Source organism: Pelagibius litoralis (assembly GCF_011683915.1).
Taxonomy (GTDB): domain Bacteria; phylum Pseudomonadota; class Alphaproteobacteria; order Kiloniellales; family Kiloniellaceae; genus Pelagibius; species Pelagibius litoralis.
Genome location: NZ_JAAQPH010000008.1, coordinates 1 through 17,310, shown reverse-complemented (window position 1 = coordinate 17,310; position 17,310 = coordinate 1). Strand labels below are relative to the sequence as shown.

At 63.4% G+C, this 17,310-nt stretch carries 13 protein-coding genes; all 13 read left to right on the top strand.

The window, feature by feature from the left end; all coding sequences use genetic code 11:
- The first annotated feature begins 10 nt into the window (after positions 1-10).
- The 13 genes from frc (at position 11) to HBA54_RS11565 (ending at position 17,187) form a co-directional block, all read left to right on the top strand.
- A complete protein-coding gene (gene frc / locus HBA54_RS11625) occupies positions 11-1,288 on the top strand; it encodes a formyl-CoA transferase (RefSeq protein ID WP_167224659.1) in 1,278 nt (425 codons plus the stop codon).
- Positions 1,289-1,385: 97 nt separating this feature from the next.
- Positions 1,386-2,300 (top strand): methionyl-tRNA formyltransferase, encoded by a 915-nt coding sequence (locus HBA54_RS11620; RefSeq protein ID WP_167224657.1) that lies wholly within the window; start codon positions 1,386-1,388, stop codon positions 2,298-2,300.
- 72 nt (positions 2,301-2,372) lie between these two features.
- Complete coding sequence (locus HBA54_RS11615) at positions 2,373-4,046, top strand: formate--tetrahydrofolate ligase (RefSeq protein ID WP_167224655.1); 1,674 nt, start codon at positions 2,373-2,375, stop codon at positions 4,044-4,046.
- A gap of 34 nt (positions 4,047-4,080) precedes the next feature.
- Positions 4,081-4,941 carry a universal stress protein gene (locus HBA54_RS11610; RefSeq protein ID WP_167224653.1) on the top strand — a complete coding sequence of 287 codons (861 nt, stop codon included), beginning with the start codon at positions 4,081-4,083 and terminating at the stop codon, positions 4,939-4,941.
- Positions 4,942-5,509: 568 nt separating this feature from the next.
- A complete protein-coding gene (locus HBA54_RS11605) occupies positions 5,510-6,499 on the top strand; it encodes a Bug family tripartite tricarboxylate transporter substrate binding protein (protein ID WP_167224651.1) in 990 nt (329 codons plus the stop codon).
- Positions 6,500-6,551: 52 nt separating this feature from the next.
- On the top strand, positions 6,552-7,049 hold the full coding sequence (locus HBA54_RS11600) for a tripartite tricarboxylate transporter TctB family protein (RefSeq protein WP_167224649.1): 498 nt from the start codon (positions 6,552-6,554) through the stop codon (positions 7,047-7,049).
- 91 nt (positions 7,050-7,140) lie between these two features.
- Positions 7,141-8,658, top strand: coding sequence for a tripartite tricarboxylate transporter permease (locus tag HBA54_RS11595; RefSeq protein ID WP_167224647.1), 1,518 nt, complete (start codon positions 7,141-7,143; stop codon positions 8,656-8,658).
- A 178-nt stretch (positions 8,659-8,836) separates the two neighbouring features.
- On the top strand, positions 8,837-10,012 hold the full coding sequence (gene sucC, locus HBA54_RS11590; protein ID WP_167224645.1) for an ADP-forming succinate--CoA ligase subunit beta: 1,176 nt from the start codon (positions 8,837-8,839) through the stop codon (positions 10,010-10,012).
- Positions 10,012-10,890, top strand: a complete 879-nt coding sequence (gene sucD / locus HBA54_RS11585) for a succinate--CoA ligase subunit alpha (RefSeq protein ID WP_167224643.1) — start codon at positions 10,012-10,014, stop codon at positions 10,888-10,890. The genes sucC and sucD overlap by 1 nt, the downstream gene beginning before the upstream one ends.
- Before the next feature lie 235 nt (positions 10,891-11,125).
- A complete protein-coding gene (locus tag HBA54_RS11580; protein ID WP_167224641.1) occupies positions 11,126-12,829 on the top strand; it encodes an NAD(P)H-dependent oxidoreductase subunit E in 1,704 nt (567 codons plus the stop codon).
- On the top strand, positions 12,826-15,609 hold the full coding sequence (gene fdhF, locus HBA54_RS11575; protein ID WP_167224639.1) for a formate dehydrogenase subunit alpha: 2,784 nt from the start codon (positions 12,826-12,828) through the stop codon (positions 15,607-15,609). The genes HBA54_RS11580 and fdhF overlap by 4 nt, the downstream gene beginning before the upstream one ends.
- A gap of 103 nt (positions 15,610-15,712) precedes the next feature.
- Positions 15,713-16,432, top strand: a complete 720-nt coding sequence (locus HBA54_RS11570; protein WP_167224636.1) for an alanyl-tRNA editing protein — start codon at positions 15,713-15,715, stop codon at positions 16,430-16,432.
- The gene (locus HBA54_RS11565; protein ID WP_167224635.1) at positions 16,429-17,187 is read left to right on the top strand and encodes an SDR family NAD(P)-dependent oxidoreductase; all 759 of its coding nucleotides are present in this window, start codon (positions 16,429-16,431) and stop codon (positions 17,185-17,187) included. Before HBA54_RS11570 ends, HBA54_RS11565 begins: the two co-directional genes overlap by 4 nt.
- The last annotated feature ends 123 nt before the right edge of the window (positions 17,188-17,310 follow it).

The window sequence follows — 17,310 nt, the reverse complement described above, 5'->3', positions numbered from 1 at the left end:
GGAGCAAACAATGAAAGCTCTAGAAGGCGTCCGCATTCTCGATTTCACCCACGTGCAGTCAGGCCCCACCTGTACCCAGCTGCTGGGCTGGTTCGGTGCAGATGTGATCAAGGTTGAGCGACCCGGCGTCGGCGACGCCACCCGTGGGCAGCTGCGCGACATCCCGGATGTCGACAGCCTCTATTTCACCATGCTGAATCACAACAAGCGCTCGATCACGCTCAATACCAAGAGCGACAAGGGCAAGGAGATTCTGACCAAGCTGGTAAAGTCCTGCGACGTCTTGGTCGAGAATTTCGCCCCCGGTGCGCTCGACCGCATGGGCTTTGGCTGGGATCAGGTCCACAAGCTGAACCCGCGCATGATCTACGCCTCGGTAAAGGGCTTCGGGCCCGGTCCCTACGAGGACTGCAAGGTCTACGAGAACGTCGCTCAGTGCACCGGCGGCGCGGCCTCGACCACCGGTTTCCTCGATGGTCCGCCGACGGTGACCGGCGCTCAGATCGGCGACTCCGGTACCGGCCTGCATCTGGCGCTGGGTATCGTGACGGCGCTCTTCCATCGCGAGAAGTCCGGCGAGGGGCAGCGCGTTCTGGCCTCCATGCAGGACGGCGTTCTCAACCTCTGCCGGGTGAAGCTGCGCGACCAGCAGCGTCTGGAGCACGGCCCCCTGAGGGAATACAGCCAGTTCGGCCAGGGCATCCCCTTCGGCGATGCGACACCGCGGGCCGGCAATGATTCCGGCGGCGGTCAGCCGGGCTGGATCGTGAAGTGCAAGGGCTGGGAGACCGACCCCAACGCCTATGTCTACTTCATTACCCAGGCGGCGGTCTGGGGCAATATCTGCGATCTGATCGGCAAGCCGGAGTGGAAAGAAGACCCGGCCTATGCCAAGCCCGAGGCGCGGCTGGACAAGATCCCGCAGATCTTCGATACCATCGAGGACTGGACCAAGACCAAGACCAAACTGGAGGTGATGGAAGCCTGCAACCCGCTGAACATTCCCTGTGGGCCGATCCTCTCCATGAAGGAATTGGCCGAGGAGCCGAGCCTTCGCGAGACCGGTACCATCGTTGAGGTCGATCATCCCGAACGCGGCAAGTACCTCACCGTGGGCAACCCGGTGAAGCTCTCGGCTTCCCCGTCGGATGTGACGCGTTCGCCGCTTTTGGGTGAGCACACCAACGAGATCCTGTCGCAGGTTCTGGGCCTTTCGGAGGAGGAGATCCAGGAGACCTGGAGCAGCGGGGCGCTTGGCGATATGCCGGAGCAGGCCGCCGCAGAGTGAACGATTGATGTCGCCGCCGGATCAGCAGGTCCGGCGGGAATCGCAGTTGATCAAGCCGTCCTTTCGAGGCACGGCAAAACACGGGGGAAATGCAGGAATGCGGATCGTCGTCCATGGCCAAGAGGCCTTTGGCAAGGCTGTGCTTGAAAAGCTTCTGGAACGTGGTGAAAACGTCGTCGGGGTGTTCTGCGCGCCCGACAAGGAGGGGCGGCCGACCGATCCCCTGAAGGAGCTAGCTCTTGAAAAAGGCCTGCCGCTGCATCAGCCGGCCTCCTGGAAAACGCCGGAAGCCGAGGAACTGATGCGGTCGTTCTCGCCGGATCTCTGCGTCATGGCCTATGTGACGCTCTTCGTGCCCCAGCCGGTGCTGGATATCCCGGAGAAGGGGACGATCCAGTACCATCCCTCTTTGCTGCCGCTGCACCGCGGCCCCAGCTCCATCAACTGGCCGATCATCATGGGACGCAAGGAAACCGGCCTGACGATCTTCTGGCCGGACGAGGGCCTCGACGAAGGGCCGGTGCTGTTGCAGAAGACGGTGGCGATCGGCCTGGACGATACCCTGGGGACGCTCTATTTCAATCAGCTCTTCCCCATGGGCGTCGATGCGATGGTCGAGGCGGTTGACATGGTGCGCGACAACAAGGCGCCTGCGATCGCCCAGGACCACAGCAAAAAGACCTACGAAAGCTGGTGCCGCAAGGCCGATGCGCAGATCGACTGGTCGAAGCCGGTGGATGAGGTCTACAACCTGATCCGCGGAACCAATCCCGCGCCGGGCGCCTGGACCACCTTCAACGGAAACGAAGTGAAGATCTTCGATTCCGCCAAGGTGGAGGGCAGCGGCGAGGCGGGCAGCGTCATTGCCGTCGATGGCGAGAGCTTCACGGTCGCCGCCGGCGGAGGCGCCATTCGGATCAAACGGGTGCGCCCGCATGACGACAAGAAGATCGCCGCCGGCGATTTCGCGGCCAAGGCGGGTCTCAGCGAAGGATCAAAGCTCGGCGGTTGAGCCGGGAGGCGTTTCGGCCGTAGAACGACCGGGACAGACAGCAATCAATAGATAAACAGGCAGAGAACCAAGATGCCCAAGTCCGATATCGAAATTGCCCGCGAAGCCAATGTGAAGCCGATCACCGAGATCGGTGCGAAACTCGACATGCCCGCCGATGCGCTTATGCAGTACGGGCCGAGCAAGGCGAAGGTCAGCTTCGAATACCTTGAGTCCCTCAAGTCCAAGTCGGACGGCAAGCTGATCCTGGTCACCGCCATCTCGCCGACGCCGGCGGGCGAGGGTAAGACCACCACCACGGTGGGCCTCGGCGACGGGCTCAACCGGATCGGCAAGAAGGCGATGATCTGCCTGCGCGAACCTTCCCTGGGTCCCTGCTTCGGCATGAAGGGTGGCGCGGCCGGCGGCGGCTATGCCCAGGTGGTGCCGATGGAGGACATCAACCTCCATTTCACCGGTGACTTCCATGCCATCACATCGGCGCACAACCTTTTGTCCGCGCTGATCGACAATCACATCTACTGGGGCAACGAACTGGGGATCGACGAGCGCCGAGTTTCCTGGCGCCGCGTGCTCGACATGAACGACCGCGCCTTGCGCGACACGGTGACCTCGCTGGGCGGTGTGGCCAACGGCTTCCCGCGTCAGACCGGTTTCGACATCACCGTGGCTTCGGAGGTCATGGCGATCTTTTGTCTGGCCGACGGCCTGGAAGACCTGCAGAAACGCCTGGGTGACATCGTGGTGGCCTACACCCGCGAGCGCAAACCGATCTACTGCCGCGACCTGAAGGCCGAGGGGCCGATGACGGTGCTGCTGAAGGACGCGCTGATGCCGAACTTCGTGCAGACGCTGGAGAACAACCCGGCCTTTATCCATGGCGGTCCCTTCGCGAACATCGCCCATGGCTGTAACTCGGTTTCCGCCACCAAGTCAGCCCTGAAGCTGGCCGACTATGTCGTGACCGAGGCCGGCTTCGGGGCTGACCTGGGCGCCGAGAAGTTCTTCGACATCAAATGCCGCAAGGCGGGCCTGAAGCCCGAGGCGGTGGTCATCGTCGCGACGGTGCGGGCGCTCAAGATGCATGGCGGCGTTGCCAAGGATGCCCTTGGTGACGAGAACGTCGATGCCGTGAAGAAGGGTCTGGAGAATCTGGGCCGCCACATCGCCAACATCGCCAAGTTCGGCGTCCCCGCGGTGGTCGGTATCAACCGCTTCATCAAGGATAGCGAGGCCGAACTGGCGGCGATCCAGGCGTTCACCCAGACCCTCGGCGTCGATGCGGTGGTCTGCGAGCACTGGGGCAAGGGCTCGGAAGGCACGGAAGAACTGGCAAACAAGGTCGTCGGGCTGATTGACAGCGGTAAGGCCGACTTCAAGCCGCTCTACGACGATGCCCTTCCGCTCTACGACAAAATCAACACCGTTGCGCAGCAGATTTACGGTGCAGAGGAAGCGGTTGCGGACAAGAAGGTACGCGATCAGCTGAAGCAGTGGGAAGATGCAGGCTATGGCCATCTGCCGGTCTGCATGGCCAAGACCCAGTATAGCTTCTCGACCGATCCGAACCTGCGCGGTGCCCCCTCCGGGCACAAAGTGCCGGTGCGTGAGGTCCGGCTCTCCGCGGGCGCCGGCTTCATCGTGGCGATCTGCGGTGAGATCATGACCATGCCCGGTCTGCCGCGGGTGCCGGCGGCCAACTCCATTCATCTCGATGAGGCCGGCTTGATCCAAGGCCTCTTCTAGGCCTGATACAGAGGACGCGGAAAGGAGCCCCCCGATGACTGTGCGCACGATTCTGGTTCCGGTACGCGGCGACGGCAAGGGCGAGGGGGTTCTGGACTATGCCCTCAGTCTCGCCCGCCGCCACCAGGCGCATCTTGAGGTCCTGCACTGCAGGCCCCGGCCGGACGATATGATCCCCTTCGGGGTTTTCGTTCCGGCGCGCCTGCGTAAGGAAATCGTCACCTCCGCGGGCACTCTGGCGAACGAGGAGGAGAGCAAGGTCCGCGACCTCTTCGACCGCTACTGCGCCAAGCATGACATTCCCGAGATCGACGCTGCGCCTTGGCCGCGGGACCGGGTTTCGGCCACCTGGCGGGAGGAGACCGGCAAGCAGGCCAAGATCATCGGACTGCGGGGCCGCCTGGCCGATCTGATCGCCGTGGCGAAACCCGATCATGCGCAGAACCTCGGCCTCAACACGCTTGAGGCGGCGCTGCTCGAAACCGGCAAGCTGGTCTTGATGTGCCCGCCGCGGCCCGTCGATTCGGTCGGCGCGAAGGTCGCCATCGCCTGGAACGGCAGCGGTGAAGCCGCCCGTGCCGTGACCGCCGCCCTGCCGCTGTTGACGAAGGCCGATTCGGTGATCCTTCTGGCCGGGAAGGGGGCCGAAATGCCGGTTTCAGCCGAGGAGGCGAAGGCTTATCTCGCCGTCCACGACATCGATTCGGCGCTGCACAGCTTTTCCGCGACGCCCGCGGCTATCGGCCAGGCGCTGCTGTCCAATGCCAAGGAGGCCGGGGCCGATTGCCTGTTGATGGGCGCCTACGGGCAGAGTCGCCGGCGGGAGCTGGTCATGGGCGGCGTCACCCAACACGTCATCGATCATGCGGACATGCCGATCCTTCTGATGCACTGAAGCAGGGCCACTTGTCTTTGGCGCAGGGCCTGATTGACGGTAACTACGCCTCATGTGTGGCCGTGCGGTCCGTTTCAGCCAACAGGGCTTAGCAAATCCACCTCCTGATACGGTGCACGTGTAGATTGTGTGTCGGGCGGGCGGCAGATTGGTCGTCATTCGGGCAAACCGCGGCTGTGCCTAGCCTCAAGGTTGCTCCTGCACGACCCTTTCGCACTTGCAAGAACCTTACCTTCTCTCGTCACAATTGCATGCTATCGTAATGCTGACGAAATCCTCTAACATGCTGCCAAATAACGATTTAGTCGAAGCGAGTAGGAATCTTGCGGAAACATCCGCAAATGTTGCGGTGCGGTATCTTTAACGAAATTTCAATTCGCCGATAAGAATAGTAGACCTCGGTCAGCTATGGCGGTATTTTGTATACCACATGCCATGGTTAAAGTCCGAAGAGCCGTGGAGATGCAAGAAGAATAACGGGATATGCTGTCAAGCTGACTTTATGCTGGGTTTTCAACTTAATGGAGAATACCCTCAAAGCCTATCCAGAAAACCGGGAGGTTAGGACATGTACGTATCGAGAAGAATGCTTTTGGGTTGCGCTGTTGTCGCAGGCCTGGGGGCTGCGCTTTCCACCGTTGCTTCGACGGCGGCGCAGGCCTGGGAGCCGAAGAAGCCCGTTGAGTTCGTCATCATGGCCGGTCAGGGCGGTGGTGCCGACAAAATGGCGCGCCTGTTGCAAACCGTTATCGAGAAGAACGGCTGGGCGTCCAAGCCCCTGACACCGATCAACAAGCCGGGTGGTTCAGGTGCCGAAGCGCTGATTCATCTGAACGGGAAGGCCTCGTCCGACCCCGATCACACCATCATGGTGACGCTGAACAGCTTCTACACGACACCGCTGCGTCAGCCCAACCTGAAGGTCGATATCGCGACCTTCACGCCGATCGCCCGTATGGCGGAAGACACCTTCCTGCTGTGGGTCCACAAGGACTCCGGCATCAAGAATGTCGACGATTTCGTCGCCAAGGCGAAAGCCGCCGGCAGCGACTGGATCATGGCCGGTACCGGCAAGCTGCAGGAAGACCAGTTGCTCACCGACTTCCTCAATGCGGCCTACGACCTTGAGATGAAGTACGTTCCCTACAAGGGTGGCGGCGCGGTGGCCAAGCAGCTGGCCGGTCAGCATGCCAACTCGACGGTGAACAATCCCTCCGAGCAGGAAGGCTTCTACAAGTCCGGCGACACCGTGCCGCTTGCAGCCTTCACCACCGAGCGGATCAACATCTTTCCGGATGCACCGACCTTCAAGGAGTTGGGCAAGGACTTCGTCTACCTGATGCAGCGTTCCGTCGTCGGCGCGCCGGGCATGAGCGACGAAGCGGCCTCTTACTACCAGGCTCTTTTCCAGAAAGTCTTTGAATCACCGGAATGGCAGGACTACCGCAACAAGAGGGCGCTGCAGGGTGCCTTCATGTCGGGTGATGAGCTGAAAGCCTACTGGATGACCGAGCGGGAGAATCACCGCCAGATGCTGGAGAAGATGGGGGCGCTCTAAGCCAACCCATCTGATTCAGACGATCATCCGAGGATAGGGGAGGGCCGCCATCATGCGCCGTGCTGAAATCACGACGGCTGTTTTGCTGGCGGCCTTTTCCATCTACCTGATGTGGAAGTCTGCGGAGCTTCCCATCGGCTGGTTGCCCGAGGAAGGACCGGGCGGCGGCGCCTTTCCCTTCTGGCTCGCGGTCATCATGCTGGGCTCCTGCATCTGGATCATCGTGAACTGGTTCCGTCGGTCCAGCCCGCCCTCGCAATCCAGCGAACCTTTTATGGACAACTATGCGGTAAAGAGATTCGCCCTGGTTGGCGGCGGGGTCACGGCGATGATCGGGCTCATCCACATCCTGGGCGTTTTCGGTTCCTTGCCGCTTTTCCTGATCTACTACATACGGTTCCTTGGGCGGCATTCTTGGGCGACGACCCTGGCGATCGCACTTTCAGCGCCGGTCGTCGTGTTCTTCTTCTTCGACGTCGCTTTGAGAATCATCATGCCGAAGGGTTATCTCGAGCCGCTGTTCCTTCCGCTATACGACATCTTTCTTTAAGCCCCCCGGGGTGAGAGCACGTTTGCCGCTTCTGCCACAGGGCCGGAGCAAGAGGATCTGACACCAATTTTGAGGTAGAGAGCGAGTCCCCGTGGAGATTCTTCAACACCTGTTCGACGGATTCCTGATTGCTTTCCAGCCGCTGAACATCGGCCTTGTGGTGCTGGGTGTGATCGTCGGTCTTTTCATCGGTGCCATGCCGGGCCTGGGCTCGGTGAATGGTGTGGCGATCCTGGTTCCCATGACTTTCCTGGTGCCGCCGACCTCGGCGATTATCTTTCTGGCGGCGATTTACTACGGCGCCATGTACGGCGGGGCGATCAGTTCCATCATGCTGGGCATTCCCGGCGCATCGACCGCGGTCGCCACCACCTTCGACGGCAGACCGCTGGCCCTGAAAGGTCTGGCCGACAAGGCACTGGTGGCCGCTGCCGTCGCCTCGTTCTTCGGTGGAACCCTTTCGGTCATCCTCTTCACCGGCTTCGCGCCGCCCTTGGCCGCCGTCGCCCTCAGTTTCGGCGATCAGGAAATATTCGCCCTGATGCTGCTGGCCTTCGCCACCTTTGTCGGTCTCAGCGGCGACGATATCCCGAAGACCATTTTCTCCATTGCAATCGGTTTGGTGCTGAGCACGGTCGGCTTCGACATCATCAGCGGCGAACCCCGCCTGGTCCTCTTCGAAATCTCCGGTTTTCTCAGTCAGATCAACTTCCTGGTCCTGGCAATCGGCATCTACGGGATCGGCGAGATGCTCTGGACCATCGAGGTCAGCCGCGGCAACAGCATGATGTCGAAGGCGGTTATTACGGTAGACCGGATGCTCGCCAACATGAAGGAGGTGATGGGCACCTGGAAGATAGCGACCACATCCTCGTTGCTCGGCTATTTCGTCGGCATTCTTCCGGCGGCCGGGGCGACGCCCGGATCGCTCATGGCTTACGGCGTCGCCAAGATGACCCACAAGAACGGGGAGAACTTCGGCAAGGGCGAGGTCGCCGGTGTGGTCGCGCCGGAGGCGGCGAACAATGCGGCCTCCACCGGCTCCATGCTGCCGATGCTGACCCTGGGTATTCCCGGCTCGCCGACCACGGCGATCCTGCTCGGCGCCATGGTTATCTGGGGCATTACCCCGGGGCCGACCCTTTTCATAGATGAGCCGGAGTTGGTTTGGGGTCTGACCGCCAGCCTCTATGTCGCGAACTTTTTTGCCCTGTTGGCCAACATTTTCCTGATCCCGGTGTTCCTCTGGGTGCTGCGGATGCCCTTTACCATCCTGGCGCCGGTCATCTTTGCCCTGAGTATCATTGGCGGCTACGCGGCCACGCAAAGACTGCACGATGTGTGGCTGATGCTGGTCTTCGGGGTGGTCGGCTACCTTCTGCGCAAACTGGATTACCCTCTGGCGCCGGCGGTGCTGGCCATCGTGCTGGGCCCCATTGCCGAGCAGAAGCTGCGCCAGTCGCTGATCATCTCCGACGGGGACCTGACGACCTTCGTGACCCGGCCGATTTCCGGCACCATCACGGTGATCGCCATCTTCCTGATCCTCATGCCGGTCTTCAAAATGATCCGGGACCGCCTGCGCCGGGGCACCGACAGCGCCGCCTGACAGACGGTATCGGCCGGGCGCTTTGGGCCCGGCGCCGGGGTCGGTCTCAGAGAAAGAGATTGCCGTTTTGGCCCTGGTGGTATACCATATGCCACGAAGCTGAGGATTGGGATGTAGAGGCCGGACGGTAGTTTTAGGCCTTGTTTTCCAACAACAACGGCAATGGGGCGGGCGGACCATGAATCTTCACGAATATCAGGCCAAAGAGCTGTTGAGCCGCTACGGCGTGCCCAGCCCGAAAGCGCGGCTGGTGCGCAGTGTCGAAGAGGCCGCCGGCGCGGCGCGTGATCTCGGCGGCGCGAGCTGGGCTGTGAAAGCTCAGATCCATGCCGGCCTGCGGCACGATGCGGGCGGCGTCCGGATGGTTTCCAGCCCCGAGGCGGCGCGTGCCGCGGCTGAGGATCTGCTGGACCGTCCGCTGGTGACGCCGCAAACCGGTCCGAAAGGCAAGCTGGTCCGCTCAGTCTACATCGAACAGGCCGTGGGGGCCGCGCGGGAACTTTATCTCGCGGTTCTGGTGGACCGCAGCCGCGGCCGGGTTTCCCTGATCGCCGCCAGGGAAGGCGGCAACGACATCGAGGGCCGCATGGCGGCGGCGCCCGGAGAGATGCTGCGCCTCGTGGCCGATCCCGAGGCCGGCCTGGACGAAGCGGCGGCGGGGGACCTGGCGGCCCGGCTGGGGCTGGACGGCGCCGCACGCGGACAGGCCGTGGATATCATGAAAGCCATCGTGAAGGCTTTCGGGGACCTGGACGCCAGCCTTATCGAAATCAACCCGCTGGCGCTGACCAATGACGGTCAACTGACCGCCCTCGACGTCAAAATGGTGCTCGATGACAATGCCCTGTTCCGCCACCAGGACCTTGCGGTGTTGCGCGACGAGGAGGAACTGGACCCGACGGAGCTGGAGGCCCAGCGTTTCGCGCTGAACTACGTGCATCTCGACGGCAACATCGGCGTCATGGTGAACGGTGCGGGCCTGGCGCTTGCGACGGTCGACCTGTTGAAGCAGCAGGGTGGGGAACCGGCGGACTTCATGGACATCCGCCCGGAGGCGACCCGCGGCCAGGTGGACGAGGGTTTCCGGCTGCTGCTGCGCAACCGCAAGATCAACGCAATCCTGGTGAACATCTACGGCGGCGGCATTCTGCGCTGCGACACGGTGGCCGAGGGCATCGCCGCGGCCTGCAAGGCGGAGGGCCTGCGTGTGCCGCTGATCGTCAGGGCCGCGGGCACCAATGGCGAGCTTGCCCGCAAGATCCTGAAGGCCCAGGGCATTCCGGTCAATTTCGCGGACAGCATCGGGCAGGCGGCAAGCATGGTTGTCGCCGCTGCGGGGCGGGAGGCAGCCTGATGGCCATACTCATCGACAGCGACACCAAGGTTATCTGCCAGGGCTTTACCGGTAAGCAGGCGAGCTACCACATGGAGCGGGCGATTGCTTACGGCACCAAGGTCGTCGGCGGCGTGGTTCCGGGCAAGGGTGGGCGCCGGCATCTCGGTTTGCCGGTTTTCGACAGCGTTGCCGAGGCGGTAGCCGCGACGGGCGCCAATGCCTCTGCGGTTTTCGTGCCGCCGGCATCTGCGGGCGACGCCCTCATCGAAGCGATCGATGCCGGGCTGCCTCTGGTGGTTTGCGTGACCGAGCGGATACCGGTGCTCGATATGGTCAGGGTGAAGCGCCGGCTCGAAGGCTCGGCGACGCGCCTCATCGGGCCGAACTCACAAGGTATTCTCAGCCCGGGCCGCTGCAAGATCGGGGTCATGCCCGCGCATTTGGAACGCCCCGGCAAGGTTGGTATCGCATCGCGTTCCGCCTCGCTCACCTCGGAGGTGATCGAACAGATCTCGGCCCAACGCCTGGGCCAGTCGACCTCCATCGGTATTGGTGGCGACCCGGTTCACGGTGTCGGATTCGTGGACTGCCTGGAGCTGTTCTTCCAGGACCCCGGCACCGACTGCGTTGTGCTGCTGGGCGAGATCGGCGGCAGCGATGAGGAAGAGGCGGCTGCCTACCTGAAGGCCAACAAGGCCCGCAAGCCGGTTGTCGCCTATGTCGCCGGCCTGCATGCCCCGACGGAGCGCCGCATGGGGCATGCCGGGACAGTCAATGTCTTTGGCCAGGGCGGTGCCGCCGAGAAGATCGAGGCCCTGCGGTCGGCGGGGGTGAGCGTTGCCACATCGGCGGCGGAAATCGGCCAGACCGTCCGCCAGGCCCTAAGGGCCGCTTGAGGCCGCTGGTGGCAGGGCGCCCGACAGCAAAGCCGCTGCCCGGCGCGCCTTACGCAGGTCTGCGCCGGATCTGTCTCAAAGACGTCGAAAACGTCGGTTTCAATCAAGTTTTGACCGACAGGCTGTCTACAAATCCCCTTATGAATTGCCGAATTTCCGTCTATGGTCGGCCCCGGACGACAGAGGCCTCGCCAAGGGCCCAAGCACAATACTCGTAGGATCGGAGACAAGATCGATGCCAGAGGGAACGCCGCCCCCATTCGAGCGGCAGATACATCCGGGCTCCGGCCGGCGCAAGGCGCCCACGACACCCAAGGGCCGCCAGCTCGATCTTGAAGCCTTGGCGGACGTCCAGGGGCTTTTGGGCGAGCAGCCACGGCGCGCCGATCTGTTGATCGAGTATCTGCATCTGATTCAAGACAGCCAGGGGCATCTCTCGGCGCGACATCTGCGCGCCCTGTCCGAAGAAATGAAGCTGCCCATGGCGGCGGTCTACGAAGTGGCCTCCTTCTACGCACACTTCGATATCGTGCTGGAGGGGGAGACCCCGCCGCCGCCGCTGACCATCCGCGTCTGCGATTCCATCACCTGCGAGATGATGGGCGCCCAGGATCTTCTGAAGGCGCTGCCGAAGGCGGTTGGCGACCAGGTTCGCGTTGTGCCCGCGCCCTGCATGGGGCGTTGCCACTGCGCGCCGGTGGCGGAGGTCGGCCATCGCCATATCGACAACGCCACGGTGGAGAATCTCTCGGCGGCGGTTGGCGAAGACCATCATCCCGAGATCCCTTCCTACAAAGACCTGGATGCCTATAGCAGCGACGACGGCTACGCCCTGCTCCGGTCTTGTCTGGCGGGCGAACGGACGCCGGAGTCTCTCGTCGAGGCCTTGTCCCATGCGGGCCTGCGCGGCCTGGGCGGTGCCGGTTTTCCGACCGGTAAGAAGTGGGAAATCGTGCGCGGTTTCCCCGGCCCACGACTGATGACCATCAACGGCGACGAGGGCGAGCCCGGCACTTTCAAGGACCGGCACTATCTGGAAAGCGATCCGCATCGTTTCCTGGAAGGCGCCCTGATCGCCGCCTGGGCGGTGGGCTGCGAACGCTGCTACATCTACATGCGCGATGAGTACCCGGCGGTCCTGGAGATTCTGCGCCGCGAGATCGCCAAGCTGGAGGCCGCCGGCCTGACCAAACACTGCCCGCTGGAACTGCGGCGCGGCGCCGGGGCCTATATCTGCGGCGAAGAGTCGGCCATGCTGGAATCCATCGAGGGCAAACGCGGCCTGCCGCGCCACCGTCCGCCCTACATCGCCGAGGTCGGCCTGTTCGGAAAACCGACCCTGAACCAGAACGTCGAGACCGTGTACTGGGTGCGCGACATCGTCGAGAAGGGCGCCGAGTGGTTCGCCGCCGAGGGGCGCAACGGCGGCAAGGGCCTGCGTTCCTATTCGGTTTCCGGGCGGGTGAAATCCCCCGGCGTGAAGCTGGCCCCGGCAGGGATCACGGTGCAGGAACTGATCGACGAATTCTGCGACGGCATGGCCGAGGGGCACGCGTTTCATGCCTATCTGCCCGGCGGTGCCTCCGGCGGTATCCTGCCGGCTGCCATGGGCGACCTGCCGCTGGAGTTCGGGGCGCTCGACAAGTTCGGTTGTTTCGTCGGTTCCCACGCCGTGGTGATCCTGTCCGACAAGGACGATGTGAAAGCAGCGGCGCTGAACCTCATGCGCTTCTTCGAAGAAGAGTCCTGCGGCCAGTGTACGCCCTGTCGCAACGGCACGGAAAAGGCGGTGAAGCTGATGAGCGAGAAGTCCTGGGATGCGCCCCTGCTGGAAGAACTCTGCCATGTCATGCGTGACGCGTCCATCTGCGGCCTCGGCCAGGCCGCGCCCAATCCGCTCACTTCTGTCCTCAAGTATTTTCCGGAGGCGCTGAAATGACCGCCTTGCCGCAACAGGAAGCCGTGCGCTTCACCCTCGACGGTCACGATATCGAGGCGGCGCCGGGTGAGACCATCTGGGCGGCCGCGGCGCGCTATGGCACCAAGCTGCCGCACCTCTGCTACAGCCCGGAGCCGGGCTACCGCGCCGACGGCAACTGCCGCGCCTGCATGGTGGAGATTGAGGGCGAGCGCGTGCTGGCCGCTTCCTGCATCCGCGAACCGCGCGAAGGCATGGTGGTGAAGTCGGCGAGCGAGCGGGCGGAGAAGGCCCGCGCCTTGGTTTTCGAACTGCTGGTCGCTGATCAGCCCAAGCGTGAAACCTCCCACGACCCGGCCAGCAAGTTCTGGAACTGGGCGTCGGATATCGGTGTGACCGAAAGCCGTTTTCCGGCCCGCGAGGTCTGGGCACCGGATGTCAGCCATCCGGCCATGGCGGTGAACCTGGATGCCTGCATCAACTGCAATCTCTGCGTCCGTGCCTGCCGTGAAGTGCAGGTGAATGATGTTATCGGCATGGCTTTCCGCGGCCATGGCTCGAAGGTGATTTTTGACTTCGACGATCCCATGGGCGAGTCGACCTGCGTTGCCTGCGGCGAATGCGTGCAGGCCTGTCCGACTGGCGCTCTGATGGAATCCAGCCTGCTGGACGAGCAGGGCACCCGCGTGCATTTCGAGGACCGTTCTGTCGACACCCTCTGTCCCTACTGCGGCGTCGGCTGCCAGACCACGGTCCATGTGAAGGACGACAAGATCCTCTACATCGACGGCCGCGACGGCCCGGCCAACCAGAACCGGCTCTGCGTGAAAGGCCGCTTCGGCTGGGACTATATCTATAATCCGCAGCGCCTGACCAAGCCGCTGATTCGCCGCGACGACGCGCCCAAGCGCTGGGACGATCAGGTCGATCCGATGAATCCCTCGACCCATTTCCGCGAAGCGACCTGGGAAGAGGCGCTCGATCGCGCCGCCGGCGGCCTGAAAAAGGTCTACGAGGAAACCGGTCCCGCCGGCCTTGCCGGTTTCGGTTCGGCCAAGGGCTCCAACGAGGAAGCCTATCTCTTCCAGAAGCTGATCCGCACCGCCTTCCACACCAACAACGTCGATCACTGCACGCGGCTTTGCCATGCGTCTTCCGTGGCGGCGCTGATGGAGGGCATCGGCTCCGGCGCGGTGACCGCGCCTTTCACGGCGGCCAAAGACAGCGACTGCATGATCATCATCGGCGCCCGGCCGGCGCAGAACCATCCGGTCGCGGCGACCTTCCTGAAGAACGCCGCCAAGCGCGGTGCGAAGATCGTGGTCATGGACCCACGCGGGCAGCAGATGAACCGCTATGCCTACAAGCATCTGCAGTTCAAGCCGGGCCGCGACGTCGCGCTGTTGAACGCGATGATCCATACCATCATCGAAGAGGGCCTGACCGACCAGCAGTACATCCAGGCCCATACCAGCGGCTTCGAAGAGCTGAAGACCATGGTGCAGGACTTCTCGCCGGAGGCGATGGAGGAAGTCTGCGGCATCGACGCGGCAAGCATTCGCGATGTGGCGCGGCTCTATGCCCGCTCAGAGCGCTCCATCATCTTCTGGGGTATGGGCATTTCCCAGCATGTTCATGGCACCGACAATGCGCGCTGCCTCATCGCGCTCACCATGATCACCGGCCAGATCGGCCGCCCGGGCACCGGCCTGCATCCGCTGCGCGGCCAGAACAACGTTCAGGGCGCCTCCGACGCGGGGCTGATCCCAATGGTCTTTCCAGACTACAAGTCTGTCGAGACGGAGGAGGTGCGCAAGGGCTACGAGGAATTCTGGGGCACCGAGCTTGATCCCAAGCGCGGCCTGACGGTGGTCGAGATCGTCGATGCGATCATCGCCGGGCAGATCAAGGGCATGTACATCATGGGCGAGAACCCGGCCATGTCCGACCCGGACCAGGCCCATGCCCGCAAAGCCCTGGCGAAGCTGGAGCATCTGGTGGTGCAGGATATCTTCATGACGGAAACCGCCTGGCATGCCGATGTCATCCTGCCGGCCTCGGCCCATGCCGAGAAGTGGGGCAGTTTCACCAACACCAACCGGGAGGTCCAGGTGGCGCGGCCGGTGGCGCCGCCGCCGGGCGAGGCGCGCCAGGATTGGGAATTGATCCAGGACCTGGCCAATCGGTTGGGCCTCAACTGGACCTACAGCCATCCCAGTGACGTCTTCACCGAGATGGTCGAGGTCATGCCCTCGCTGAAGAACATCTCCTGGGCGCGGCTGGTGCGCGAGGACGCGGTGACTTATCCGGTCGACGGGCCCGATATACCCGGCAACGAGATCCTCTTCGCCGAAGGTTTCCCGACCAGCGACGGCCGCGCGAAGATCGTTCCGGCCGGCCTGGTGCCGCCGGACGAGTTGCCGGACGACAACTATCCGCTGGTGCTGACCACGGGCCGCATGCTGGAGCACTGGCACACCGGCGCCATGACGCGGCGCGCCTCGGTGCTCGACACCCTGGAGCCGGAAGCCATTGCCAGCCTGAACCCCCGTCAGCTTTCCATGATGGGGCTGGTGGCCGGCGATTCGGTGAAGGTCAGTACCCGGCGCGGCGAGATCGCGCTGGCAGTGCGGGCCGACCGCGACGTGCCGGAGGGCATGGTCTTCATTCCCTTCTGCTTCAACGAAGCGGCGGCCAATATGCTGACCAATCCGCAGCTCGACCCCTTCGGCAAGATCCCGGAGTTCAAGTTCTGTGCCGCCAAGGTCGAGAAGATCGAGGCCTTCGTCGCGGCGGAGTAGGGGCGGCGCGTTTGGTCTGATGGCAAGAATCGCCAATACCGCCTGATCCTTCCTGTGGTTCGCTGGGAGCCTGTTGTTCCCGGCGATCCGAAGAGGAGGGCCTATGGCCGCCTATCTCTGTCACGAAGCCCCCGACCTGCTGACCTACGAGGCGGCTGTCCTTGAGAGCCATCCGGGCGCGGTGGCGCTCGACCGTTCGGCATTCTATCCCGGCGGCGGCGGTCAGCCAGCGGACCAAGGCATTCTCGCCTGGCAGGGCGGCGCGGTAGCGGTGACCGGCCTGGAGCAGAAGGGCGGTAAGCTGTGGCACCTGCTGGCTGAGCCGGTCAAAGTCCATGGCATCGTCGAAGCGCGCATCGACCCGGATTTCCGTTTCCTCATGCAGCAGCTTCACACCGGCCTTCATATTGTGAATGCCCTGGCCTTCAAAGAGTTCGACGGCGCCCTGGTCACCGGGGCCAACATGTCGGCGGATGGCACGGCGCGCATCGATCTCGACCTGCCCGGCGCCGACAATCAGCGCCTGCGCGACCTGGAAGTGGTAATGAACGATGTCATCGACCAGGACCTTCCGGTCCGCACCTTCGCCATGCCTCTGGCCGAGGCGGCGCGCGAGCCGGGCACCCTGCGGTCCAAGGCGGTGACGCCGCCGCCGCAGACGGATGGGTCGGTACGTATCGTGGAGATCACCGGGCTCGACCGCCAGGCCTGCGGCGGGACCCATCTCACCTCGACCGGTGAATCCCGGCACCTGCGGATTCTGAAGGTCGAGAACAAGGGCCGGCACAACCGCCGCATCAAGATCGGGCTGGCCGAGTTATGACGGCGGGCCGGTTTCAAGGCAAACGTGTGCTGGTGACAGGCGGCACCTCCGGCATCGGCCGGGCCACGGCCCTGGCTTTTGCCGAGGCGGGCGCTGATGTCGTTCTCTCCGGCCGGGATGAGGCGCGTGGCGCCGAGGTTGTCGCCGCCGGGGCGGCCATGGCCGGCAAGCTGTTCTTCCTGGCCGCTGACCTTAGCGACAGTAAGGCCGTCGCGCCCCTGGTCGAGGCGGCGGCCGAACGTCTCGGCGGACTCGACATCGCTTTTAACAACGCCGGTTTTCAGGAGCGCCGGGCCTCTCTGGCGGAGCAGAGCCCGGAAACCTATGATCAGGTATTCAATATGAACCTCCGGGCGGTCTTCCTGGCCATGCAGGCGGAGATCAAGATCATGCTGGCGAACGGCGGCGGGGTGATCGTCAACAACGGCTCGGTCAGCGGACTGCGCAACCCCAACCCCGGGCTGGCGCTTTACTGTGCCTCCAAGGCGGCGCTGCTGTCGCTCACCCGCTCGGCGGCGATGGAGTATGCCGGGCAAGGCGTCCGCATCAACGCCGTCTCGCCGGGCCGGGTGGAAACGCCGATGATGATGGCCGCCGGTGTCGGCGACCGGGCGGCTGTGGCGGCGAGCCTGCCCGCCAGGCGCCTGGGAAGGCCGGAGGAGGTATCCGCCGCAGTGCTCTGGCTGGCTTCGGAGGAGGCAAGCTTCGTCTTCGGCCACAATCTCTGCGTCGACGGCGGCTTTCTTTCCGCTTAGCAGGCTGCTGAAAAAGGGCTCGCCGAAGTCTTTTGGTCGTGATTCTCTATGGCGTTTGGTTTGCGATCATGGAGGGCGCGATGCGGGGCGAGGATCGGGAGAGCGGAGCACTATTTTCGTATG

Excerpts from the sequence above, each read along its gene's own strand:
- HBA54_RS11570 (WP_167224636.1), top strand. The coding sequence starts at position 15,713 with ATGGCCGCCTATCTCTGTCACGAAGCCCCCGACCTGCTGACCTACGAG.
- sucC (WP_167224645.1), top strand. The coding sequence starts at position 8,837 with ATGAATCTTCACGAATATCAGGCCAAAGAGCTGTTGAGCCGCTACGGC.
- sucD (WP_167224643.1), top strand. The coding sequence starts at position 10,012 with ATGGCCATACTCATCGACAGCGACACCAAGGTTATCTGCCAGGGCTTT.
- HBA54_RS11600 (WP_167224649.1), top strand. The coding sequence starts at position 6,552 with ATGCGCCGTGCTGAAATCACGACGGCTGTTTTGCTGGCGGCCTTTTCC.
- HBA54_RS11610 (WP_167224653.1), top strand. The coding sequence starts at position 4,081 with ATGACTGTGCGCACGATTCTGGTTCCGGTACGCGGCGACGGCAAGGGC.
- HBA54_RS11620 (WP_167224657.1), top strand. The coding sequence starts at position 1,386 with ATGCGGATCGTCGTCCATGGCCAAGAGGCCTTTGGCAAGGCTGTGCTT.
- HBA54_RS11565 (WP_167224635.1), top strand. The coding sequence starts at position 16,429 with ATGACGGCGGGCCGGTTTCAAGGCAAACGTGTGCTGGTGACAGGCGGC.
- HBA54_RS11605 (WP_167224651.1), top strand. The coding sequence starts at position 5,510 with ATGTACGTATCGAGAAGAATGCTTTTGGGTTGCGCTGTTGTCGCAGGC.
- HBA54_RS11580 (WP_167224641.1), top strand. The coding sequence starts at position 11,126 with ATGCCAGAGGGAACGCCGCCCCCATTCGAGCGGCAGATACATCCGGGC.
- frc (WP_167224659.1), top strand. The coding sequence starts at position 11 with ATGAAAGCTCTAGAAGGCGTCCGCATTCTCGATTTCACCCACGTGCAG.
- fdhF (WP_167224639.1), top strand. The coding sequence starts at position 12,826 with ATGACCGCCTTGCCGCAACAGGAAGCCGTGCGCTTCACCCTCGACGGT.
- HBA54_RS11615 (WP_167224655.1), top strand. The coding sequence starts at position 2,373 with ATGCCCAAGTCCGATATCGAAATTGCCCGCGAAGCCAATGTGAAGCCG.